26 protein-coding genes and 1 pseudogene are annotated in these 24,573 nt (G+C 37.0%); 21 read left to right on the forward strand and 6 right to left on the reverse strand.

All coding sequences use genetic code 11. The features are described from left to right. The first annotated feature begins 321 nt into the window (after positions 1 to 321). The 5 genes and pseudogenes from J0N78_RS18860 (at position 322) to J0N78_RS26420 (ending at position 2,395) form a co-directional block, all read left to right on the forward strand. Entirely contained in the window at positions 322 to 585 is a 264-nt protein-coding gene (locus tag J0N78_RS18860) for a hypothetical protein (protein ID WP_209124674.1), read from the forward strand. A gap of 3 nt (positions 586 to 588) precedes the next feature. Then, complete coding sequence (locus tag J0N78_RS18865) at positions 589 to 846, forward strand: ROK family protein (RefSeq protein WP_209124675.1); 258 nt, start codon at positions 589 to 591, stop codon at positions 844 to 846. Positions 847 to 1,034: 188 nt separating this feature from the next. Then, positions 1,035 to 1,305 (forward strand): annotated as a pseudogene (locus tag J0N78_RS26415) (hypothetical protein). Further along, entirely contained in the window at positions 1,275 to 2,285 is a 1,011-nt protein-coding gene (locus J0N78_RS18870; RefSeq protein ID WP_307794976.1) for a glycoside hydrolase family 32 protein, read from the forward strand. The pseudogene J0N78_RS26415 and the gene J0N78_RS18870 overlap by 31 nt, the downstream one beginning before the upstream one ends. Next, positions 2,285 to 2,395, forward strand: coding sequence for a hypothetical protein (locus J0N78_RS26420; protein ID WP_307794977.1), 111 nt, complete (start codon positions 2,285 to 2,287; stop codon positions 2,393 to 2,395). Before J0N78_RS18870 ends, J0N78_RS26420 begins: the two co-directional genes overlap by 1 nt. 133 nt (positions 2,396 to 2,528) lie before the next feature. Here the strand turns inward: J0N78_RS26420 and J0N78_RS18875 are convergent, their stop codons facing one another. Next, the gene (locus tag J0N78_RS18875; RefSeq protein ID WP_209124676.1) at positions 2,529 to 3,302 is read right to left on the reverse strand and encodes an AraC family transcriptional regulator; all 774 of its coding nucleotides are present in this window, start codon (positions 3,300 to 3,302) and stop codon (positions 2,529 to 2,531) included. 239 nt (positions 3,303 to 3,541) lie between these two features. Between J0N78_RS18875 and J0N78_RS18880 the strand changes: the two genes are divergently transcribed. From J0N78_RS18880 to J0N78_RS18920, 9 genes are all read left to right on the forward strand, one after another. Beyond that, a complete protein-coding gene (locus J0N78_RS18880; RefSeq protein WP_209124677.1) occupies positions 3,542 to 3,685 on the forward strand; it encodes a hypothetical protein in 144 nt (47 codons plus the stop codon). 3 nt (positions 3,686 to 3,688) lie between these two features. Further along, complete coding sequence (locus J0N78_RS18885) at positions 3,689 to 4,420, forward strand: ThuA domain-containing protein (RefSeq protein WP_209124678.1); 732 nt, start codon at positions 3,689 to 3,691, stop codon at positions 4,418 to 4,420. 15 nt (positions 4,421 to 4,435) lie between these two features. Continuing rightward, the gene (locus J0N78_RS18890; RefSeq protein ID WP_209124679.1) at positions 4,436 to 5,461 is read left to right on the forward strand and encodes a Gfo/Idh/MocA family protein; all 1,026 of its coding nucleotides are present in this window, start codon (positions 4,436 to 4,438) and stop codon (positions 5,459 to 5,461) included. Between the two features lie 14 nt (positions 5,462 to 5,475). Then, a complete protein-coding gene (locus J0N78_RS18895) occupies positions 5,476 to 6,537 on the forward strand; it encodes a Gfo/Idh/MocA family protein (RefSeq protein WP_209124680.1) in 1,062 nt (353 codons plus the stop codon). Further along, positions 6,534 to 7,502: a sugar phosphate isomerase/epimerase family protein gene (locus J0N78_RS18900; RefSeq protein ID WP_209124681.1), complete on the forward strand. Its 969-nt coding sequence runs from the start codon at positions 6,534 to 6,536 to the stop codon at positions 7,500 to 7,502. The genes J0N78_RS18895 and J0N78_RS18900 overlap by 4 nt, the downstream gene beginning before the upstream one ends. A gap of 312 nt (positions 7,503 to 7,814) precedes the next feature. Beyond that, positions 7,815 to 10,004: a DNA topoisomerase III gene (locus J0N78_RS18905; protein WP_209124682.1), complete on the forward strand. Its 2,190-nt coding sequence runs from the start codon at positions 7,815 to 7,817 to the stop codon at positions 10,002 to 10,004. A gap of 49 nt (positions 10,005 to 10,053) precedes the next feature. Further along, positions 10,054 to 11,043: a Gfo/Idh/MocA family protein gene (locus J0N78_RS18910; RefSeq protein WP_209124683.1), complete on the forward strand. Its 990-nt coding sequence runs from the start codon at positions 10,054 to 10,056 to the stop codon at positions 11,041 to 11,043. Between the two features lie 223 nt (positions 11,044 to 11,266). Continuing rightward, entirely contained in the window at positions 11,267 to 13,597 is a 2,331-nt protein-coding gene (gene helD, locus J0N78_RS18915) for an RNA polymerase recycling motor HelD (protein ID WP_209124684.1), read from the forward strand. 513 nt (positions 13,598 to 14,110) lie between these two features. Then, on the forward strand, positions 14,111 to 14,857 hold the full coding sequence (locus J0N78_RS18920) for a hypothetical protein (protein WP_209124685.1): 747 nt from the start codon (positions 14,111 to 14,113) through the stop codon (positions 14,855 to 14,857). A 138-nt stretch (positions 14,858 to 14,995) separates the two neighbouring features. On the opposite strand, the gene J0N78_RS18925 is transcribed toward J0N78_RS18920, so the two are convergent. From J0N78_RS18925 to J0N78_RS18940, 5 genes are all read right to left on the reverse strand, one after another. Beyond that, positions 14,996 to 16,087 (reverse strand): class II aldolase/adducin family protein, encoded by a 1,092-nt coding sequence (locus tag J0N78_RS18925; RefSeq protein WP_209124686.1) that lies wholly within the window; start codon positions 16,085 to 16,087, stop codon positions 14,996 to 14,998. A gap of 28 nt (positions 16,088 to 16,115) precedes the next feature. Further along, complete coding sequence (locus J0N78_RS18930) at positions 16,116 to 17,342, reverse strand: zinc-dependent alcohol dehydrogenase (RefSeq protein ID WP_209124687.1); 1,227 nt, start codon at positions 17,340 to 17,342, stop codon at positions 16,116 to 16,118. Positions 17,343 to 17,653: 311 nt separating this feature from the next. Further along, entirely contained in the window at positions 17,654 to 17,776 is a 123-nt protein-coding gene (locus J0N78_RS26250) for a hypothetical protein (protein WP_280637258.1), read from the reverse strand. Positions 17,777 to 17,908: 132 nt separating this feature from the next. After that, the gene (locus J0N78_RS26690; RefSeq protein ID WP_483860611.1) at positions 17,909 to 17,998 is read right to left on the reverse strand and encodes a TMEM164 family acyltransferase; all 90 of its coding nucleotides are present in this window, start codon (positions 17,996 to 17,998) and stop codon (positions 17,909 to 17,911) included. A 20-nt stretch (positions 17,999 to 18,018) separates the two neighbouring features. Next, positions 18,019 to 18,279, reverse strand: a complete 261-nt coding sequence (locus J0N78_RS18940; protein WP_209124772.1) for a hypothetical protein — start codon at positions 18,277 to 18,279, stop codon at positions 18,019 to 18,021. A 166-nt stretch (positions 18,280 to 18,445) separates the two neighbouring features. On the opposite strand from J0N78_RS18940, the gene J0N78_RS18945 reads away from it, so the two are divergent. From J0N78_RS18945 to J0N78_RS18975, 7 genes are all read left to right on the forward strand, one after another. Continuing rightward, positions 18,446 to 20,137: a DUF6612 family protein gene (locus tag J0N78_RS18945; RefSeq protein WP_209124689.1), complete on the forward strand. Its 1,692-nt coding sequence runs from the start codon at positions 18,446 to 18,448 to the stop codon at positions 20,135 to 20,137. Positions 20,138 to 20,244: 107 nt separating this feature from the next. Continuing rightward, positions 20,245 to 20,763, forward strand: coding sequence for a type 1 glutamine amidotransferase domain-containing protein (locus tag J0N78_RS18950; protein WP_209124690.1), 519 nt, complete (start codon positions 20,245 to 20,247; stop codon positions 20,761 to 20,763). A gap of 216 nt (positions 20,764 to 20,979) precedes the next feature. Next, positions 20,980 to 21,141: a hypothetical protein gene (locus J0N78_RS18955; protein ID WP_209124691.1), complete on the forward strand. Its 162-nt coding sequence runs from the start codon at positions 20,980 to 20,982 to the stop codon at positions 21,139 to 21,141. A 53-nt stretch (positions 21,142 to 21,194) separates the two neighbouring features. Further along, positions 21,195 to 22,175 (forward strand): ring-cleaving dioxygenase, encoded by a 981-nt coding sequence (locus J0N78_RS18960; protein WP_209124692.1) that lies wholly within the window; start codon positions 21,195 to 21,197, stop codon positions 22,173 to 22,175. Between the two features lie 16 nt (positions 22,176 to 22,191). Next, entirely contained in the window at positions 22,192 to 22,800 is a 609-nt protein-coding gene (locus tag J0N78_RS18965; protein WP_209124693.1) for an alpha/beta hydrolase, read from the forward strand. Between the two features lie 21 nt (positions 22,801 to 22,821). Next, entirely contained in the window at positions 22,822 to 23,124 is a 303-nt protein-coding gene (locus tag J0N78_RS18970; protein WP_247747430.1) for a hypothetical protein, read from the forward strand. A gap of 212 nt (positions 23,125 to 23,336) precedes the next feature. Next, positions 23,337 to 24,563: an MFS transporter gene (locus J0N78_RS18975; RefSeq protein WP_209124694.1), complete on the forward strand. Its 1,227-nt coding sequence runs from the start codon at positions 23,337 to 23,339 to the stop codon at positions 24,561 to 24,563. The last annotated feature ends 10 nt before the right edge of the window (positions 24,564 to 24,573 follow it).

Raw genomic sequence — 24,573 nt, forward strand, 5'->3', positions numbered from 1 at the left:
CTATTTTAGATAATGCAAACGATTGCTTCAAAGCTTGCTTTGGATTGGCTGATTTATGTTCAAAAGCTTCACGCCAAGCGTGAAGAACCAAGCTTTCACTTGGCTCACGGTCTAATAGCTAAAAGCAACAATTTTTTAGAAAAGAGCCTTTGGATTAAAGAAGTTAAAAAATCCAAAAGGGTACTAGAAATCGGTGTCCTTTTGGATTATTATAAATGAAACCCTCCCCTTGTTTCTTAAACGAAAGAAAAGTCTTGACACCCTTATTTAGACTGAATTTTCAGAATAAAAAAACTTTTGTTTGTTAAGGTGATTAATTTTATGTATATATGGGAAGGGAAAATCAAAGGATACAATACGAATGGAGAATACATAGGGACGTTCCGGGCAGTAATTAGAAAAGATGGTAACTTCCTCTTTAGGATGAGTTTATATTTTGATAGTACTCATAAAAACTATAAAAACCCAATTACAAAAAATGAATTTGTTAGCTCTAATTTAGAAGTGTTAAAGAGAAAATTTAGAACTTCTTTACCAATAAAAGAAAAGACGAAAATAGTATGGAGAAAGAAAAAGGAGTGTTGAGATATGGAGGAGAAATGGCTCGTTGGAGTAGACATTGGGGGGACAACCATTAAACTGGCTTTTATAAGTGAGGTCGGTGAAATTATAGCGAAATGGGAAATTGAGACGAATAAAAGCGATAATGGTCAGCATATTCCAGCTGAAATCTCAAAATCTATTCATCAAATGTTGAAGGGATTAGGTCATTCAAAAGATAGTTTATTGGCGATCGGTGTTGGCGCACCAGGTCCTATTAATTTTCAAGATGGTTCTATTAGGTAGGCGTAACATTAAGGTTATGTCTATATTGAAGCGGTTTTAGAAGGTGTAACTTTTTATCAAGTAAAAGTTAGGAGGAATACATGAAACAAAATATTGAAAAAGCGAACCAATCCGTTAATAAAGTAAAGGATGATATTCGTAACCATCATTGGCGGTTACGGTATCATGTTTCACCACAAGCGTATTGGATGAATGATCCGAATGGGTTCACCTACTTTAAAGGGGAGTACCATGTTTTACCAGCACCACCCGTATTCGCCTGAATGGGGACCAATGCATTGGGGACATGTAAAAAGTAAGAATTTAGTACAGTGGGAACACCTACCAATTGCTCTTGCACCAAGTGAAGACTATGATCGTGATTGTTGTTTTTCAGGGAGTGCGATTGAAAAGGATGGAAAACTATATCTCATGTATACGGGTAATGTATGGACGGGGAAGATCATGATACCGATTTAAAGCAAGTGCAAGCATTAGCAGTTAGTGAAGATGGTATTCATTTTACTAAACTAGATGAAAATCCAGTGATTGGAGACGCACCAGAAGGGGATATTCACCCGTATCACTTCCGCGACCCAAAGGTATGGAAGCATGAAAATGTGTATTATTCTGTCATTGGCTCCAGAACTAAGGATCATATTGGACAGGTGCTTTTATATCGTTCTGAAGATTTAATCCAGTGGGAGTTTGTCAATGTAGCTGCTAAAGATGAAGGGAACTGTGGCTTCATGTGGGAATGTCCAGATTTCTTTCATTTAGATGGAAAGAATGTGCTGGTTATGTCTCCGCAAGGAATGAAGCCAGAAGGACATCGTTTTCAAAACCTCCATCAGGCTGGCTATGTATTTGGAAACTTGGATTATGGCAAAGGAATATTTGAGATTGGAGATTTTCAAATGCTAGATGATGGCTTTGATTTTTATGCCCCACAAACGATGGTTGATGAGAAAGGAAGAAGGATATTAATCGCTTGGATGGACATGTGGGAAAGTGAAATGCCAACGCAAAAATTTAACTGGGCTGGAGCTATGACAATACCACGTCTATTACAGGTCAAGGGTGATCAATTGATGACCCAACCCGTACCAGAACTTAAAGAATTGAGACAAAATGAAGTAAGTTATTCGAATACGTCTTTTACTGGAGATACTTCATTTCCAGATGTGTTTGGAAGTTGTCTTGAACTTTCTGTGACGATTGATGCACAGAAGGCATTAGATTTTGGATTAAAGCTAAGGGTAAATGAAGAGCTTGGAGAAGAAACCGTTTTAACTTATAAAAAAGAGAATTCATTATTAACGGTGGATCGTAACAAGTCAGGTGAAGGGGTTAATGGTGAGCGAAGTACAGAAATTAAATTAATAAACAACGAACTTAATCTACAAATCTTCATTGACCAATCGTCAATTGAGGTGTTCATTAATGAAGGGGAAAGGTGATGACAGCACGTATTTACCCGTCACAGAATTCAACAGGCATTTCGTTTTACGCAGATCAACCAATAATAATTAAATCCTTAAACAAGTGGGACTTAAAAGAAAGTATTTAGTGGATGAAAAGACTGACTTCTAACGGGCTCTTCAAAACCGTTATGTCAGTCTTTTCATTTATTTTATTAAGGATGAAAACGAATGCGTTTCACTTTGGAAATACCCCTTTTTTCTATTCTTATCTTCCCGAGTTTATTCCTTCCGTCTATACTCCCCAGGTGAAACACCGTACTTCTTTTTAAAAACTCTATGAAAATAGGGATACGTTCCGAAGCCGCAGTTATCGGCAATATGTTCTAATGTCATTGAAGTGTACTTCATTTGATTAATGGCCGTCGATAGCCTTATTTCCTGTGCATACTCAATCATCGTTTTCCCGACACTACTTTTAAATAGATGGACAGCTCGTGATACGCTTAGTCCAGCATATTGTGCTGCATCTTCAACCTTTAATCTGTCTGTCGCATGCTCTTCAATGTATCTCATCATCCTAGTTACTGCGTAGGGGCGTCTGATTGTAGAAGAGGTTTCATTAACGGCTCGATCTAGGGACACACATAAGGCTTGAAGTAAATAATTAGATAACTCTTGGTTTTCTTCAGCTGCTGGCCGTCTTTGTTCAATAATGAGGTGTCGCCATAACGAAAGTAGTTTTTCGTCTAGATCAATTCGGGAGACCGTCGGCTTTTCTAAACGGTTCCACCATTCATCGATCCAGGTTCCTTCGCAAAATAAGTTATAATCCCCACTTTTCTGATTTGCTTCGATAAAAAGATCGTAATAATCCCCTGGTTTTACGAGGAGAAGATCTCCTTTTTTTATTTTATATTTGCGCTTGTTAACGATAACTTCACAAACACCTTCCGTTTGTAAACGAAATAGGTAACCAGTAAATTTCGATTTGTCGGTAGACTGATATCCTTTTGTGTGAAAAGAATAACCACAAAATCCGATATGTGTTGTCATAAGCAATTCCTTTCTGAATAAATAGCAAAATAGTATATGTTTTAATTATATAATCTATTTTTAGTTATCGCTATATCGAATATGATGGAGTCAAATAAGAAATGAATAACTCACAATGAAAATGAGATGAAAAGCTTATCTATTAGATAATAGATCTTTAACACATTTCTACAATGTAACCGTTTTAAAATAATGGAAAGTGAGGTTGAAAAATAGGGGGAATTCCAATTGCTGTTCAAATGTATACTTTACGTGAAGAAGCAAAGCAAGATTTTGCCGGAGCCATGAAAAAAGTTGCAGAACTCGGTTACGGTGATGCTGAATTAGTTGGTTATGGTGGATTGGCTGTAAAGGAAGTAAAAAAAATTATGAGGGAGAGATAATTCATGATTAATGTAACAGTATGGAATGAAAATCGTCACGAACAAAAAAATCCTGTCGTAAGAGACATTTATCCAGAAGGTATTCACGGAGCAATTTCGAGCTTTTTAAAGGGAGAAGATGTCATCGTTAAAACAGCGACACTTGATGAACCAGAGCATGGGTTATCAGATGACGTGCTCAATTCAACAGATGTGTTAATTTGGTGGGGCCATCTTGCGCATGATGAAGTCAGTGACGAAATTGTTGAAAAGGTAAAAGCGCGGGTGCTTGACGGTATGGGTCTTATCGTCCTTCATTCTGGACATTTTTCAAAGGTTTTTAAAACGTTAATGGGAACAACTTGTGACTTAAAATGGCGTGAAGCTGATGATAAGGAAAGATTATGGGTGATTGACCCAAGCCATCCGATTGCTGAAGGGATTGGTGAATATATTGAACTTGAAAAAGAAGAAATGTACGGTGAACATTTCGATATCCCAGCCCCTGATCAACTAGTGTTTATGAGTTGGTTTGAAGGTGGGGAAGTTTTTAGAAGTGGTTGTACATATCAGCGTGGAAAAGGGAAGATCTTTTATTTCCGTCCAGGGCATGAAACGTACCCAACGTATTATGACGACAATATTCAACGTGTCATTAAAAATGCAGTCAATTGGACGGCACCAACGAAACGCACAAGTCCTGTATATGGGAACGCAAAACCGTTAGAAGACATAAAATCAAAAATTAATGATTAGAGGAGAGTTGAAGTTATGAGTAAAGTTAAAGTTGGAATTATCGGTTGTGGAAGTATTGCAAAGCATCGTCATATGCCTGAATATGCGAATAATAAAAACGCGGAAATTGTTGCAGTCTGTGATATTGTCGAGGAACGAGCACAGCAATTTGCTGAAAAATACAATGCAACAGCATATACAAGCTATGAAGACTTACTAAAATCAGCTGATGTTGACGCAATTAGTGTATGTACACCGAACTACTTGCACGCTCCAGTTTCAATTGCTGCATTAAAAGCAGGGAAACATGTTCTTTGTGAAAAACCAATGGCCACTTCACGAGAAGATGCACTTGCTATGATTGAAGCGGCGAAGGAAAGCAATAAAAAATTAATGATTGCTCATAACCAACGTTTCGTTCCATCCCATCAAAAAGCGCGGCAATTAATTAAAAATGGTGAGGTAGGGAAAATTTATAGCTTCCGAACGGCATTTGGTCATGGTGGTCCTGAAGGCTGGAGTGCTGATGGAAAAGAAAGCTGGTTCTTTAAAAAGGAAGAAGCGTTTATCGGGGCAATGGGAGACTTAGGTGTTCATAAAACTGATTTATTACGCTATGTATTAGGTGAAGAGTTTGTAGAAGTGGGTGCTTTTATTGAAACAAGTGCAAAACAAAACACCGATGTTGATGATACGGCGGTTTGTGTATTAAAAACAGAAGGTGGTATTATCGGAACACTTGCAGCAAGCTGGTCTTATGTTTCGAAAGAAGATAATTCAACAATTATTTACGGAGAAAATGCGATTCTTCGACTTGAAGATGATCCGGTCCATTCGCTTATTGTTCAATATAAAAATGGTGAAGTTGTAAAATATGAGCTTGGCGGTATTCAAACCAACGAGTCAGGTGGTCAAACGAATACCCAAGTAATTGATCAGTTTATCGAAGCCATCATTGAAGATAAACAACCACTTGTAACAGGGGAAGAAGGCTTAAAGTCACTTCAAGTTGTACTTTCAGCTCTAGAGTCTAATGAAACGAAAAGAATTACAAATGTGTAAGAGAAGGTGTAGTCATGAGTAAATTACGCATGGGCATTATAGGTGCAGGTGGGATTGCCCAGGACCGACATATCCCAGCTTTCTTGAAAATAACAGATGATGTAAAAGTTACAGCTGTTTGTGATGTGAACGAAGCAACGGCGAAAGCTGCAGCACAGAAATTCAATATAGAAAATGTGTACATCAACTATCAAGATTTGTTACAAGAAGTCGATGTAGTCGTGATTTGTACACCAAATAAATTTCATGCAGAAATTACCGTTACAGCACTAGAAGCTGGGGTTCACGTCCTTTGTGAAAAGCCGATGGCGATGAATACAGAAGAGTGTAAAGCAATGATTGCTGCTGCAAACCGTTCAGAAAAGGTGCTATCGATCGCTTACCACTATCGATTCATGCAAGAGCCTCAAGCAGCGAAAAAGATTATTTCAGAAAATGAAATCGGTAAGCCAATGGTAGCGAGAGTTCAAGCTCTAAGAAGACGAAAAGTGCCAGGCTGGGGTGTTTTTACAAATAAAGAATTACAAGGCGGAGGCAGTTTAATCGATTACGGTTGCCACTTTTTAGATTTGTGTTTATGGTTGCTTGGAAACCCTAAGCCAGTAGAAGTCGTCGGTCAAACTTATAACGAGTTAAGTAAAATGGCTGGTCAAGTTAATCAATGGGGATCGTTTAATCATGAAACTTTCGATGTGGATGATCATGTAACGGCTTATATCCGTTTCGAAAACGGAGCGACGATGTTATTTGAAACTTCGTGGTCTGCAAACATTAAAGAAGATGTTGAAAGTGTAAGTATTTCTGGAGAGTCAGGTGGACTTGATTTATTTCCATTACACCTCAATCAAGCTAAGTACGGCATGCTCCTTAATTCGGACGCTGACTGGCTACCTGGGGAAGAAGACCCAGGATTGTCCCAAGCGAAAAATTTTATTAATACGTGCTTAGGTCGTGATGAATTAATTGTGAAACCAGAAGAAGCGCTGCAAGCGTCTCAAATTATTGATGCCATTTACCAAAGTAGTCAAAAAGGTCAAAGTATAAGATTTACTTCTAGCAAGGAGGGAACGGTATGAAATTAGGTGTTTTTACAGTATTATTTTCACAAAAAAACCTAGATGAAATGTTAGATTACGTTAAAGAAGCAGGCGTAAAAGCAGTTGAAATTGGTACGGGCGGTTACCCTGGAAATGCTCATTGCGATATCGATACACTACTAGAAAGTGAAGAGAAGCGTAACGAGTATAAAGAGAAAGTTACATCACGTGGTCTTGAAATTAGTGCATTTAGTTGTCACGGGAACCCGATTTCTCCTGATAAGGCATTTGCAGAAGAGTCTCATAATGCATTACAAAAAACCATTAAGCTCGCACATTTAATGGGAGTTCCTGTTGTCAATTGCTTTTCTGGTACAGCAGGCGATCATGAAAATGCGAAATACCCAAACTGGCCTGTAACGCCTTGGCCGAATGAATACGGTGATGTATTGAAGTGGCAGTGGGAAGAGAAATTAATTCCGTATTGGAAAGAAATGGCTCAAATTGCAAAAGACCATAACGTTAAGATTGGCTTAGAGCTGCATGGGGGATTTTTAGTCCATACCCCATACACTTTACTAAAATTACGAGAAGAAACATGTGATGCAATTGGTGCAAATCTTGACCCAAGTCACTTATGGTGGCAAGGTATTGATCCAGTTGCTGCGATTAAAATTTTAGGAAAAGCAAATGCCATTCACCACTTCCATGCAAAAGATACATACATTGACCAAGATAACGTCAATATGTACGGATTAACAGACATGCAACCATATGGAGAAGTGCAATCGCGAGCGTGGACATTCCGCTCGGTCGGCTGCGGACATAGTATTCAAGAATGGTCTGATATGATCAGTGCATTACGCACATTTGGTTATGACAATGTCGTAAGTATAGAACATGAAGATCCAATTATGTCGATTGAGGAAGGCTTTGCAAGAGCGGTTAAGAATTTAAACTCCATTTTAATTGAAGAAAAACCTTCGGATATGTGGTGGGTTTAAGAATTAAAGTCGATAAGCTCTTATTTCTAGAATCAGGAAAGTAGTTTAAGGGTCCTAAATGTTAGGTCAGTACACTTGAATATTGGACCATTTAAACGCCATCTCTCCATATGGTGATGTATGGGGAGGTGGTGTAAACTTTTATAAAATATTTCCATATAAAACACGGTACTTCTATATATAGATTGCCGTGTTTTTGTAGTATTATTCGTGCTACTATACCACCTTTCATATATACTTAATGAGTGGAAATAGAATTTATTCTAACTACTAGAAATATAGACTTGAATATTCATTTAATGGGGTAAAAAAATGCAAATTATAATAGCAGAAAAACCGGATCAAGGGTTAAAATTAGCGTCTCCGTTTCCTTATAAACGCCGAGATGGCTACATAGAGATATTGCCGAATGAGGTTTTTATAAATGGAGCTTATTGTACATGGGCAGTGGGACATTTGACGGAGTTATGCCCGCCAGAATTTTACAAGCAAGATTGGAAGAAATGGGCGTTGCAAACGTTACCGATTATTCCAGAAAAGTTTCAATATCAAGTAACGAAATCAAAATATAAGCAGTTTAATATCGTTAAGCAGCTTTTAAACAAAAATGAAGTGACCGGTGTTATTCATGCAGGAGATGCTGGACGTGAAGGTGAGCTCATTGTTCGCAATATTATTCAATTAAGTGGTGCACGAAAGCCGATGAAGCGGCTGTGGATTTCATCTTTAACGAATAAATCGATCGTCGATGGGTTTAAAAATTTATTAGATGAGACTGATACGAGAGCTACATATTATGAAGCTTATTCAAGAGCTTGTGCCGATTGGCTAGTTGGGATGAATGCGTCCCGTGCATATACATTATTATTGCAAAAAAAAGGAATATCCGATGTTTTTTCATTAGGAAGGGTCCAAACGCCAACGCTTGCGCTCATTGTGAAACGTGAGAAAGAAATCAAAAGCTTTACGTCAAAACCGTTTTGGGAAGTCATTGCAACATTTAATTTTGATGGAAAAATATATAAAGGCAAATGGCATAAAGATGGGGAAACTCGCTTAGACGAAGAAGGTATAGCAGAAAAAATTCGTCAATTTTGTGAAGGTAAAGGAGCAGCTGTTCAATCGCTTGAAAAAGAGCGGAAAGAATATCAGCCACCCTTACTTTTCAATTTATCGGCTTTACAAGCGACAGCAAACAGCTTATACAAATTTTCTCCACAAAAGACACTTGAGGTTGCTCAAAAACTTTATGTTAAAGGAATTATTTCTTATCCAAGGTCTGATTCCAGTCATGTGACGAAAGAAGAGGCAAAAATGTTTCCTGATATTTTACAAGAGCTTCAACAGATTGATGAATTAAAGACATTTTTCCCACTTCCACATCCCTCGATAATGAATAATAGGCGCTATGTTGATGAAAAAAAGGTTAGCGATCACTATGCGATCATCCCAACAGACCAAGTTCCAAAAATGGACAAGCTGAGTCCAGATGAACAGAAAATATATACGCTTATTGCAAAAAGGTTAATTGCAGCTCACTATGATCTAGCGATATTCGATTACACGACGATTTATACCATTGTTGAGAACCGTGCCACTTTTATATCAAAAGGAAAACAACAAATTCAAGCAGGGTGGCGCAAGGTTATTTACAGTGACAAGAAAAACCAAATGCGGGAGGAAGATGAGCAAGATTTACCAATCGTTCAAGAAAACAAAGTAGGGAAGGTACAGGATGTTAATGTAAAGGAAGGAAAAACTGAACCGCCCAAACGTTACACAGAAGGACAGCTAATTACATTAATGAAATCAGCAGGTAAACATTTAGACGACGGGGATTTAGTAAAAGTGTTAAAGCAAACTGAGGGTCTGGGCACTGAAGCGACACGGGCTGGTATTATAAAAGGTTTAAAAGATCGTAAGTATATTGAAGTAAAAAAGAATCAAGTAAGTGCAACGAACAAAGGGATACTGCTGATTGATTCGATTGGGAATAGTTTACTGTCGTCTGCAGAGATGACGGCTAAGTGGGAACAACGTTTACATGAAATAGGTAAAGGAACAGCAGCGCCAAGTGATTTTATGAACCAAGTGAAAAAGCTCTCTCTCAAAATAATTGAAGATGCAAAACAACAAAGTGGTTCATGGAATTTTACTGGTTTTAATTTGGATGAATTTAAAAGGCAAAGAAAAGGAAAGAGGGCGAGTAAATCGAGAGCAACAGCAACAAAAATCGGCCCGTGTAAAAAATGCAATGGTGATGTAGTCGATAAAGGTACATTTTACGGTTGTTCCAATTATACTGCGACAAAATGTGATTTTACCCTCTCCAAAAAAGTATTAGGGAAAACCATCTCGCAAGCAAATGTAAAGAAGCTCCTCAAAGGAGAAGAAACAAACATTATCAAAGGGTTTAAAAAAGGTGAAAATATATTTGATGCAAAGTTAGCTATTGTTGATGATAAGCTTAAATTTGTTTATTCTGGTATAGGAAACGAATAATTTAAAGGTAAAAATAGTAATTAGAACTACTATTAAGAAGGTGATTAATATGAGCACGATGAAAAGAGTAGGTATCGTTGGCTTAGGTGTTGTTGGACAACGATTAATTAAAGAATTTATGGCTAATCCACAAACTGAAATAGATGCGGTTTGTGATGTAAATGAACAATTGGTGAACGAGATGGCAAGTGGTTACGGAGCAGCTGTTGCTCTTACAAATTATCGGGAGTTAGTTTCACGTCAATCAGTTGATATCGTCTATGTAGCAGTTCCACCGGCGCATCATCATGAGGTCGTTCTTGCAGCAATTGAACAAGGGAAGCATGTTTTATGTGAAAAGCCGTTAGCGAATAATCTGCAAGAGGCCAAAGATATGTTAGAAAAAGCTCGCCAAGCAAATGTCGTCCATGCGATCCATTTTCCGTTACCGTATAATGCGCCATTTGCAACGATAAAAAACCTTGTCGAAAAAGAGGAATTAGGCGAAATTAGGAGAATTTCTTTAAAAATGCATTTTGATGTATGGCCGCGAGTCTGGCAGCAAACGCCTTGGATTGGAACGCGGGAGCAAGGTGGTTTTATTCGTGAAATCATGCCGCACTATCTACAAATGATCGTCCATTTCTTTGGAAGAATGACCGATGTCAAAGCTTACATTGAATATCCAGAAGACAATGAAAAAAGTGAATTAGGCTTAATTGCAAAATTGACGTTGGAAGATGGTCTTCAAGTTTTAGTCGATGGTCTTGTAGGACAAGCAGAGAAAGAAAAAATTGCTTTTACCATCCATGGAACGAATCAAACCATTACACTAGAAGATTGGCGAAAAGTGAAAATAGCCGAGCGCGGGGAAGAATTAACTCATATCGATGCGAGTGAACTTACTTTATCCAATGTGAACTTAATAGATGAATTTATCAAAGCTACTTCTGGAGAAAAAGCATTTTTAATCAATTTTGAGGAAGGACTAAAAGTCCAAGAAGTGTTGGAAGCATTGCTGTATTCAAGCGATACAACACACCAAAATTGTAGTTATTGAAATAATGGTTTTTTAGACGTAACATAACATTTAACAAACAACGAGATTGACGTGTCCACCATAGAAGGGTACGTCTTCTTTATATTTAAATGAGCACATGAGAGTACATTTAGGTATAAAGTTCACATTAGGACAATAAAGTTTGAGAAATGGCATAAAATTCATGCCTACGACGAAAATAATAGGTAATGTTTGAAACGAGCGACCGACTAGGAGTGGAGTTATGACTGAACATACAAATGAATGGAATATAGAGCAAGCACGGGTCAATAATGTGATTAGCAAAATCAACGAACGAATGGGTGAACTGAATGAACAGCTTGGTGATATCAAAGTTGATGTCGTTGATATTCGTAGGAAGTTTTGGGATGATGTCACAGTAAACCTTGATAATGCTGAGGAAGTTGCTGAAACCTATGCGAGTATTAAACAACAAGCAGAAATTTTATCAGAACGTGAACGTAGTCATCGTCATTCTATGAATCAGTTACGTAACTTACATAAATTAATGCATTCACCCTATTTCGGTAGAGTTGATTTTTTAGAAACGGGTGAAAGCGATTCTGAACGAGTTTATATAGGAACGTCTTCTTTTGTGGATAAAAATGGCGTTGATTTTTATGTGTATGACTGGCGTGCGCCAATCTCAAGCTTATACTATGATTACGGTCCAGGTGTTGCGCAGTATGACACACCCGGTGGTACCGTAAATGGGATGATGAAAGTGAAAAAGCAGTATATCATTCGAAATGGTACCCTTTTACATATGTTTGATACAGGTATTACAATTGGTGATGAGATGCTGCAAACGGTCCTTGGTGCTCAAGCCGATGCACAAATGAAAAGTATTGTTGCAACGATTCAGAAAGAACAAAATCAAATTATTCGTAATGAAAAGGGAAAGCTTTTAATCGTTCAAGGTGTAGCTGGAAGTGGAAAAACATCAGCAGCACTGCAACGTGTAGCCTATCTTTTATATCGTTATCGTGACACATTAACAGCAGAAAACATCGTGTTATTTTCCCCGAATTCAATGTTTAATAGCTATGTTTCTAGTGTCCTTCCGGAGCTCGGGGAAGAAAATATGCAACAAACGACGTTTCAAGAGTATTTAGAGTATCGTTTAGGTAATACATTTACAATTGAAGATCCTTTTTCACAAATGGAATTTGTACTGACTCGGTCTAAAGACAAGTCTTATGAGGTTGGAATTGCAGGGATTCAATTGAAGTCATCGATCCTTTTTATGCAAATCATTGATCAATATCTTACTTTGCTTAAAGAAGATGGAATTATTTTCAAGGGGTTTAAATTTCGAGGTCAAGTTTTGTTTAGTCGTTCGCTAATTAAAGATTACTTTTACTCGCTTGATAAGAGTTTACCAATCCCTAATCGGATGAATATGACAGCAGAATGGCTTTTAAAAGAATTACGTAATTTTGAACTGCTTGAACGAAAAGAAGAATGGGTCGAACGTGAAATGGAACTACTAGATAAGGAAGCCTATTTAAAAGCCTACCATAAGCTTCTAAAAACAACTCAAACCAATAATGAATTTTATGATTTTGACAGAGAAAAAGAAATTCTTACAGCGATTATTGTAAAAAAGCGGCTAAAGAAAATTCGCAAATTTATCCAGAATCTTCAATTTATTAATGTACGTGCAACGTATTTACAATTATTTAGAAAAATGGAGTATGTCAAAAGTTTTTTAGGTCAATTACCTCATTTATGGCCTGAAATTTGCAGTTCAACAATTGAAAATATTGAGCAGCACCACTTACGTTATGAAGATGCGACCCCTTTTCTTTATTTAAAAGGGCGATTAGAAGGGCTGCAAGTGAATACATCCATTCGTCACGTTTTTATTGATGAGGCACAAGATTATTCACCGTTTCAGTTTGCGTTTATTAAGAGTTTATTTCCACGTGGAAAGATGACTGTATTAGGAGATTTAAACCAATCCATTTATGCTCATTCCTCGGTTAATAGTTTTGATGCATTGCGATATTTGTTTAATCTTGACGATATCGAGCAATACAAGCTGACACGAAGTTATCGTTCGACATATCAGATTGTTGAGTTTACTAAACAGATTATTGATGCGAATATCGACCCGTTTAATCGCCAAGGGGAACCACCGAACGTACACCTTGCCGTAAATAGTCAGGAACTTCATTCAAAGATAATAAATAGGATATACACACTTCAAACGAAGGGTCATAAAACAATTGCAATCATTTGTAAAACAGCTGAAGAAACAGAAAACGTTTATAACAGCTTGAATGACATAGTCTCATTAAGAGTGATAACAAAACATACGACAGGCTACGAAGCTGGAGTACTAGTCATTCCATCTTATCTTGCTAAAGGTGTGGAGTTTGATGCGGTTATCATATACGATGCCTCTAGTGATAAGTACAGCAGGGAAAGTGAACGAAATTTATTTTATACGGCATGTACGAGAGCGATGCATTCACTTGATTTGTTTTATGTAGGTGAAAAGAGTCCATTTCTTCATCAGATTTCATTTGAAACATACATCGATAAATAAAAAAGAAAAACAAAAATTGTGTTATCCATTTCAACATTAAATGGCGATAGTAGAAAAAAGATTAAATAAGCAAAAATACAAGCCGTTACAGAGGGGAAATCTATACCTCATAAGTAACGGCTTATTTTGGAGTCGTATACTAATAAACGAATACATATAAATGAAAGAAATTAAAACTAGGAGGTGAATGATTGATTTGATCCCACCTATCTTAATTAAGATTGCGCTGATCATGATTGCTATTCGTTCAGGTTATGTTGCATTCAACCTATTTAAATCAAGAAGCAATATTAATATTTTAGATCTTTTGTACCATTTATCTATATTTGTAATCGCCATATCTTTTTTATTATAGATGATTTTGTAGTAGATAATTAGTAAGGACTCCTCATTACATGAAACAAACTCTTTTCTATAATAAAAAGATACCATTTGCAGTCTGACATTTCATAAGCTACACAATTAGCAAGATATTCGAATGGATAGTGCAAAAAAGTAAAAAAGGAGAAGAACATGGAATATAGATCAAAGCAGCAATCTTCATTACTTACCGCATTAAAAAAACCACAATCAATTAAAGATTGGGCATATTTCATAGTTTTCGGTGCTCTCGGGGCCTTACTACTAGTGGGGGCATTATTTAATGAAATGATTTTCCGTTTATTTGTTATTTTATTCTTAGTTATTTTTGCGGCTGTAATGAATCGTAAGTTAAGTAATGTTGCTACTTCTACTACGTTAGAAAACGAAAAAGAGGAAAAGGTAAAAAAAGATCCTGTTTTCTTGATAAATTCAGAAGTAGAAAAGAAGCAAAGTGATTTAGTAAAAGTAGATCTTGATCGCACACTACTTCTAGAAGAGCTTTTGACGAAAGCTGCGTTAAGTGATATCGAAAAACAACAGTACCGACAGAAAATAAAACAAAAAGATAATGAGATCTCATCAATCATGCAAGAAATGATGAATGCTAAAAATAAAATACAACATGCCGTTTTAGAGACGAAAAAGTACTTTATCAAAGTAGACCCGATAAAAGAAATTGCAGCATCACTCGATAAAGAATCTGTATTAAACGGTACGATTTATGATCTGAATTGGGCACTTGAAGAGATTCGCTCATCTTTACAGGATGATGTTATTCAAGCTTTAGAGAAATCTGGCTATGTCGATAGTGAATTCAAGCTAACGCGTAATGGCTATAAAGCACTAATTAAAGAAGTTGGAAAAAAGAATGAAGAAGTGCTTGAGGAAGCAAGATAATTAAATAAAATAACAAAAAAGGTTGACTTTCGTTAAGTCAGCCTTTTTTCGTAAAAAGTCTAAGTTAATCCTTATAAATGTCAGTAAGGGATACGGTCTTTTTTTTAAATACACTACATGCCACAAATGAATTGGGTATTAATTCATCGGTACTTGGCGATTTATTTTTCCGTCAATACGCTCGAAAATGTCTTCTAGGCTTCTTCCAGTAATGGTTAACCCGTGATTTTTAAGGCCAATTACGGCTTGTGCAGGGTTGTCCGATTCGCGGACGAGCTGTGCTACCGTTTTAGCTAATTCTACGGTGCCACACGGGTAATTGATTTCAGTCGCTTGAATTCCGTCCATCCATGCATGAATATGGACAATGGCACCAACTTCAGGGTGCTCTTTATAGATCATCCAATGTTCAATTGCGTCAACCGACGCTCGTTTCGGTGTAATTTCTGGAGGGACACTCACTTCTATTTTGTTGTCTTCAGAGCTATAGCCTTTAATATAGAGAATATCTTGTCCAATTGTATTCATATTCGATTTATCGATTCCGCTAGCACTCATCCAAAAATGGTTCTCATCTTGTCGAGCACTTAAATTTCCGTAACTTAAGCCGCCAATTCCATACAGCTTATGTAAATGTCGCATATCTCGAGGAGTCAAATATTCATCAATAGGAAATGGAGCAGGGAGAAGATCCATTTCATCGAGCTTCTTCCCTGAATGTTTTAATTGCATACTAATATTGTCACCATTCCACAATGTTTCTGGTAAATCAAAATGGAATTCGTTATCAATCACGAGCTGAGAAGAGGCAAGTGGTTCTAAACGATCATAAATTTTTTGAAATAGCTTAGCTTCTTCATCATCTTGTTTATACGTGATTTGATAGCAACCTTGTTCAGGTGTTAAGAAAAAGAAAGTTGTCGTTCCTTCATGATGATTGATATACAGCAAATGATTGGAAAGTGACCGAATTAAATATGGATAAGCTTCTTTAAATACATTTGTAACTGGACCTTCCTTTTCTAGGATGGAAACAACAAATGTCGCCTGGGCTTTTCTTCTAAACGGGCGGCAGATGTCAGGCTCCGTAAAGTTAAGTACGAGGCGAATATCCTCACTGGCTTGCTCACAAAGAGAAAAACCATTGTTAATAAATGTATTTTTCATGCCGTTTTTTAACCAGGTGATAAATGAAGTTTCACAAGTTCCATTAATGAGAAATGTCTTCATGGTGCAATCCTCCTTAGGTGCTACTGTTTTAATGTTCAAATACGACTTTCATTACTGAATCAGTACTTTTATTCGTTGCTGTATAAATTGCTTCTTTGTAATTTTCTATTGGGAAGCGATGAGAGATCATTGGTGATAAATCGACTTTTTTCTGGCGGATTAATTCGATTGCAATCTCGAGTGTTCGCATTTTTTTTCCTTCAAATTCGCCAGTGCTGTATGCGAAGCTACCTTTTACCTCGAGTTCGTTTAACCAAACAGTCGTCCAGTCAATTCCATCCATAATACTAGCTAATCCGAGTAGGACTACTTTTCCACCACTTTGAGCGAAGCGAAGAGCATCATTAATACTTTGCTTTTTACCGACACATTCGTAGACAATGTCAGCCCCACCTTCGATAACGGGAGGACCATAAATCGGCTTTAATACTTTTGCATTCAACACATTTGCCGTTTTATCGATATATGCACCATTTCGTGTCAGATAAATAACCTCGTCAGCTCCAAATGTATGAGCTAAATCACCTTGGAATGGGTGTTTTACGAGAGCTGTAATATGGCAGCTTATATCGAGAGCACGAATCGCTGCAATAACTGAAATCCCTATAACTCCAGCACCGATGACAAGAATTTTATCTTGTGGCTTCGGCCGATTTTTAAGAACTGCATGAAGCGCACAGCTAAAAGGCTCGATGAGTACTCCATTTAAATCATCCACTTCATCAGGTAAAGGTAAAATTTGAGTTTTGTGTGCGACGATTACAGGCCCCCAGCTACCACCAGTATCTTTGCATGCACCAATAAGTAATCCTGGTGATATGTCTCCTTCTGTCATATGACTGCACAGACTATATTCGCCTCGCTCACATGCTTTGCAAGGAGTTGAAAACCCACGGCTCATGCATGATAAAATCGGATCAATTACTACTCGGTCCCCTTTTTTAAGGTGGGTGACTTGGCTTCCTGTTTCTGAAACTTTACCGACAATTTCATGGCCAATCGTAAATGGAAACGAAGCATAAGGCGAAGTTGCAGGGCTATCATTTAAAAAAATTAAATTTAAATCACTACCACAAATACCGCCATAAGTAACATTGACTTTGACCCAGTCACTATTTGGAAGCGTCGGTTCTTCAACCTCACGCAGTCTCAAACAGGATAGGCGCGGGTGCCAGTAGAGCGAGGGCTTCCACCTTCCAACGACCTTACTAAAGACGTAACGTGGAATACTATAATCAAACTGAATAGATTTCACTAACCTCACCTCCTAAAGAAGCATGGATATAATTTCCTGAATATCCATTATTATTAACATTTATCCCAATTTTATGCAGATACATACATAAAATTTACCAATATAATTGGTCGAAGATTAGATTTAACAGTAGAAAAGGAAATGGTAGAAGAGGTAAGTGCTAGTATAGCGCCTTTTGGATAATTACCATAACAGGAAGGAGGTGTGTGTGGATGGGAGGAGTTCAAAAAAATAATAGAAGGAGGACTTTTCTTGAACTCCCCATAAAGCATATATGAGGCTTGTACACTGTAATGTTTAGAAAAGGTGTATTAGATTTTGGCTGATGTATCAATATGCTCCTCGGATAACGAGTCATCATAAAGAAGGTGTTCATACTCTAACTCAAATAATGCAATAAAAAAAGCAGTGAGTTGTTCAAAAAACTTATACAAGTTATAACCTCCTCATAAAATATTCCTAATAATATGTGATAAAAAAGAAAATTTATACATGAGGAAATTATTTTTGTATTTTTCTTTTAATAAGAAAAGGTAAATAAAGAAGAGTAAACATTAATATTGCAATCACTCAGGAGTAATTAAAGCTTGAAGAGCCCCCCCTAATCCGAAAAAATAAATGATTTCGAATATTCGGTAGGAACGTGTAATTAACATGATCGAGCTTAAATAGATGCTTATCGTACAAAGGTGAAGGGGGAGATTGTAACGGATTCCCACAAGCCTGATATCATACTCCAAATAATTATACTAAGTTCAGAAATAACAAGGATTATAAGCAGTAGCCAACGAATATAAACCATATACTCTTTTAGTCGGTGAACATATATCCATATAACAGCTGCTGCAAAAGCAATTAATGCAATTATATGAGCAGGTGAAAAAAGGACTGCTCCTTTCATATAAAAAGAAGGGTCAATAATCTCCTCAAGCATCACAGTAAAATACCTCTTAAACCATTATGGTTTCAATTTTTAAAGGGAACATATAATATTCAGCATCCTTGCTATTAAAAAAGCTATGGTATTATAAATATTCAACAAGCGAAATAGACCTATATCCTAGTAAAATAAATGAACCTATATGTTTAAGAAGGGAGAATTCATGCGTTTTCAAAAATTTGTCATTTCTGCACAGCTAATTGGTCTTTTTGGATTTTTAGTAGCTTGTGAATCAGAAGGTGAACAGGTAACGCCGGAAGAAGTGTTACATAAATCAATTCAAGCAATGGGGGAAGTTCAAACTTATGCATTTGAATTAGATTCGATCTCGAGTGAAGCAGAAATGGGTACGGTGACTGCTCATATCAATGGGGCTGCAACAGTCCAACCCATGGTTGCACACATAAATAGAACGTCGAAAGTCGCAACAAGAACAATGCAATCGGAAGCTTATATTCAAGAGGATGAAACGTACTTTTTAATGGACCGCGAAAAAGGTTTATGGATTAATGTATCACCTGACGTAAGGGGGATTAGTCCAGCAAAAGAAATGGAGCTTATCTTAGAAAATATTGATTTATTTAAATTTGTTGAAGATAAAAATGGCTATCGTTTTTCAATTACTACTTCTGAAGCAGAGAAGGATGTTTTATGGAAAGGACTTTTTCCTTTTTATTATGTTATGGATGATCCTTTATTTTATACGTTGATGCATGTTATTCGATCTGAAAGTGGTCCTTTATATTTAAATTACGAGATGACAATTGATAAAGAAAGTTTTTACCGAACATCAGCAATGATGGAATATGCTTTTGATATGAATATACAAGATGATAATTCTGATGGTAAAGTAACTGAAACTCTTTATATGAAGTACCATTCAATGAATGAAACCGAGGAAATTTCCGTTCCAAGATCAGTCATTGAAAATGCAAAAACATACGGCGATATTCTATTTGAAGATTTTGAACGAACAGATCATCGTTCAGAAGAAAAAAAGGGAAATACAGACGGTAATCATTTGAATGGATCATATTTTGCAACGGATGGAAAGGCTGTCTTTTACTCGAATTGGATGCAGGAAAGTGGAATTTATAAATTAACAGACGACCATTTGGAAAAGGAACGCATTTCTGATGTATTTGCAGTAGATTTAAATGTGGTAAACGATTGGCTTTATTATTCGGATGAAAAAGATGGATTCAATGTTTATCGAATGAGGAAAGATGGTACCGAAGTGGAGAAGGTCTCAAATGATTACGCAATAGATTTAAAGGTAGTGGATGACTGGGTTTTTTATAAAACAAACCACCCTTTAAAGAACACACAACCATTATTTCTGGTCAAGGCTAATGATGGGGTTAAAATACAGTTAATTGACGATCTATTCCGTTATTCGATTTATGATGACCAAGTGGTCTATCAAAAAGAGCCACAAGGAGTTTTGTATTTACTAGAAATTGATGAAATAAGACAAACATCGCCAACTATCATCGATTACCCGGCCAGTAGCTTTATTGTTGAAGATGGATGGCTATATTTTGAGAGTGCTGTTGAAAATGAGGGAATTTATCGTGTCAGCCTTGATGGAACACAGGTTGAACGGTTAACAGATGTTGAAAGTCAAGGATTTAATGTAATTGGTGATGAATTGTACTACACAAATGTTTCAGACGGTCACAGTCTATATAAACTAAACTTAAACACACGTCAGACAGAAAAACTGGATGACAGAGGAGGGCACATTCATATCATCAATGATAGAATTTATTACTCCAAACATATAAGTGGATTAGAGCTCGGCTGGTTTCAAATGAATATCGACGGTTCGGATGCTATACGTGCACCATTTTAAAAGGTGCTTATAAAAGTCATAAAAAGTTATAAATTAATAAAGTTGCAATCTACTTCCATGTGTTACAAAATAAAAGTAGTTTGAGAAATGGTAAAGGAGGAAAAATATTGAAGCTTGAAGGAAAAAAGATTATTCAACTTGTAAGTGATGATTTTGAGGATTTAGAGTTATGGTACCCTGTCTTACGGTGTCGAGAAGAAGGGGCGACTGTAGATATTGTCGGCGAAAAAGCGAATAAGGAGTACATCGGTAAATATGGTGTGCCAATTGTGAGTGATTTGGCTTTTGATGAAATAGATGCAGAAAATTACGATGCAATCCTTGTTCCTGGTGGTTGGTCCCCTGACAAATTAAGACGATATGAAGATGTACTACAAATGGTTCGAGTTTTAAATGAACAAAATAAACCGATCGGTCAAATCTGTCATGCAGGATGGGTATTAATCTCAGCTAAAATTTTAAAAGGCAAAACGGTAACGAGTACTCCAGGTATAAAAGATGATATGGAAAATGCAGGAGCGACTTGGGTAAATGAGCCGGTTGTTGTTGATGGAAATCTAGTTTCGAGCCGCCGTCCACCAGATTTACCAGATTATATGAGAGAATTTATAAAGGTATTATCTTAATACATTATAAAATCGTTTATTCATTAAATTTATTGGCAGCTCTAGTTAGATGTACTGGGGCTGCTTTTATTTAAAAGAAGAGGTGAACTACTTATCGGTTATTATGACACAAACTATTACGAAATCTGAAGAAAACAACCCGTCAGTTCAAGTTGGCGGAAGTGCTGTGTGTACGATTTCAGGAACTTTATTGATACCGTGAGGAGAACTTCTATTATGACTACTTTATTAGATAAAGAATTTTATGAAAAAGATTTTAGAGAAGTTGAACTTCGTGAGGTGGAGATACAAAACTGTCTATTTGTTCGTTGTAATTTTCGTGTTACTAACTTAGAGGAAGTTAGTAACATTCGAACTAAGCAGTATTCTTTACAGTGAAAAAGCGAAGTACTAAACTAAGTATAAGGTAAAATTTTGAAAGGCGTGATACTATGCAATTAAAACCATTAAAAGGTCAACATCACGTTTCGGCCATTACTGCAGATGCTAAACGAAATTATGAGTTTTATACAAAAATCTTAGGTATGCGACTCGTAAAAAAATCGATTAATCAAGATGATACATCAGTGTATCACCTTTTTTATGCCGATGAAAGAGGGAATCCTGGAACGGACCTAACGTTTTTTGAACTTCCTTACGCAGGGCAAACACATTACGGTACCAATAGTATTAGTACTATGTCGCTTCGAGTGCCGAGTGATGACTCTCTTGATTATTGGAAACAGCGCTTCAAAGAAAATAATATTGACCATGATGATATCTCTCAGCATACAGGTAGAAAAACATTGGCTTTTCGTGATTTTGAAGGTCAGCGCTTAATGCTTGTTTCAGATGAGCATAATGTTGGTGTTGCTGGAGGGACGCCTTGGGACAAGTCTCCTGTACTTACAGAGCATGCGATTTATGGTTTAGGACCTGTGATGTTAACCGTTGCTAAAGCAGAAGCTTCAGCGCAAGTGTTAACGCAACTTTTAGGATACCGAGAAAAAGGTTCTTATCCTGCAATGGTTGAAGGTCAACCTGATATTAAAGTGTTTGAAACCGGTGAAGGAGGAACTGGGGCTGAGGTATACCTAGAAGAGAGATCGGATCTCCCGGTGGAAAGACAAGGGCGAGGTAGCGTTCATCACGTTGCATTTCGCGTAGAAAATGAAGAAGAATTGCGCAATTGGGCTAGTCACTTAAAACAATTACGAATTCCGAACTCTGGTTTTGTAGAAAGGTACTATTTTAAATCACTCTATTTCCGTGAAGCGAACGGAATTTTGTTTGAACTGGCAACTGATGGCCCAGGCTTTGAAGGTGATGAATCGTTTGAACATTTAGGAGAAAGACTTTCATTACCTCCTTACTTTGAAAATCAACGTGAAGAAATCGAATCAAAATTAAAGCCTTTAGATACGAAGGAGTAAAAGGAGGGGTGTGATCATGCAACATGTTTTTATCGAAGGAACCGATAAACAAGCACCCATTTTATTATTACTACATGGGACAGGTGGTAATGAGCGTGATTTATTGCCTTTGGCTCAAATCATAGCTCCGAATTGTTCCGTTTTAGGAGTAAGAGGAAACGTATTAGAAAATGGGATGCCGCGCTTTTTCCGTCGTTTAAGTGAAGGCGTATTTGATGAGGAAGATTTAAAGTTTCGTACGAAAGAGCTTCATGAATTTATTAATGATATGGCTGATAAATATTATTTTGATCGTCATAATGTCATCGCTGTTGGCTATTCGAACGGGGCAAATATTGCAGCGAGCCTAATGTATCATTACGAAAAAACATTACTTGGAGCGATCCTCTTTCACGCAATGGTACCACTTCGTGGAGTAGAACTTCCGAACTTAAGTGATACTGCCATTTTTGTAGGTGCGGGGAAACGCGACCCACTTATTCCGACTGGTGAGACGAAAGAACTGATTAAAGAGCTTAGAAAAGCGAATGCTTCAGTTACTGAACATTGGAGTGAAGGCGGCCACGAATTAACAAGACAAGAAGTAGATTTAGCTAAAGACTGGTTTAACCAACAATACAAATAGCAAAAAGGGGGTTCGTTATCTTTGTTTCAAAACGTTTTAGATGCTTTGGATGTCGCACTTCAAGACTGGGGAATGATGCAAGAAACGTCAGGAGATGAAGGAGCTGAACATGCTGAAAGGTTTGAACGACATTTTTACGATTTTATTGATGAGTTCGAAAAGTGGTTTCAAACGCTTGACCCTCAGCCCAAAGAGGTAAAAGAGGCGGAAGATTTAGCAGAAGTCTTACAGATTGAAAACCTTCTGCCAGGTCCTCTGCAATTAAATTTTACGATGGAGCTCGAACGTATCATTGACGGATACGAGACAACTCGTTTTGACTAAGGATAAAGAAATGTAACGTTTAACAAGTCCCACATCGTAGTGGGACTTGTATTTTTGTAGGATGGAGAATTTTCGAACCATCAAAAACAGCTATAGAGTAAATTCCCCCATCCATTAATAAAATATCTTGAAATAGCTAAACAAAAGTTTCGTATTGCGAAATATTCATAAACAGATTAAAATAAAGAAAAACAGAATATGGGGTTACAACGATGAATCGCAAATTAATATTGTATACGAAAGCTTTATCTGATTTTGGTATGTTTATGGATTTAATTGTGTTAAATGTTATCATTTATGCAGCAACAGGAAGTACCGTTTGGCTTGCGGCAACGATGGCTGCTCGTACGATCGGTGGCGTATTATCGAGTCTTTTTTCAGGGGTTTTAGCTGATCGGTTTAATCGCAGAAAAATAATGATTATTAGTGATTTTTTACGTGCAGGGATTATACTTGCTCTTATTCCATTTCCGAATCCAACGATGATTATTCTGGCCTCATTTTTCATTGGGTTTGTGAATAGTAGTTTCATGGTCAGTTTTAGTGCTGAAATTCCGCAAATTTTTGGAGAGAAAAATGTGTTACCAACTAATGCTTTAATAGCTCGATTAACGTCTATTAGCTTAGTGTCAGGGTTTCTTGCAGCAGCTATCATCACAGATTATCTTGGTTACAAATTAACGTTATTAATTGATGCAGCAACGTACTTAATCTCAGGGATTGTATTACTCAAAGTAAAATGGGACTCACCTATAGCCCGAACGAAGGAAATTGCTATTGGGGTATCTCAAAAGCTGAAGTCAGTTTGGACCGATATTATAGAAGTCTATTCGTATTTAATAGTTGCACCAATGTTAATGTTTGTGAATATCGTCTTTCTTGTTGGTGCATTTGCAGGTAGCTCACATAATTTGGGCATTCCGTTATTGGCTGAAGACATAAATCCCGTGAGACAAAGCTTTTATTATGGCTTGATTTGGGCTGTTTGGGGAGTAGGATCCGTGTTTGCGACCTATACATTACCGAAGCTGCCGTGGCTAAAGGGTCAAAAAATCTACTTTACATGCTTTATTTCAGCAATTCTAATGTCAACCGGTTTCATTATCTTTTTATCAGGCATAAATATTTGGATCATTCTCTTATTTGCTTTTATTACCGGAATATTTGATGCTTGTTTTACAACCTTACATGCAACGATTTTGCAAAGGACAGAAAATCACATTCGCGGCCGTATTTTCGGGGTTGGAATGTTATTAAAATCGCTCGGTTTTGCAGGAGGCTTTGTTGTTGCTCCATGGATCCTTTCTCACATGACGATGCCGCAAATGGTATGGTTAATGCATGGAACATTAATTACAGTTACTCTTTTTGTTTTGGGATTAGCGCTTGGTATAGTGACGCGAGGTAAAAAAGTTACTGAGACCAAAGAAGTTTCTTAAATTTTAATAA

Origin of the sequence: Alkalihalobacillus sp. BA299, assembly GCF_017745675.1 — a bacterium.
Classification (GTDB): domain Bacteria; phylum Bacillota; class Bacilli; order Bacillales; family Bacillaceae_F; genus Alkalihalobacterium.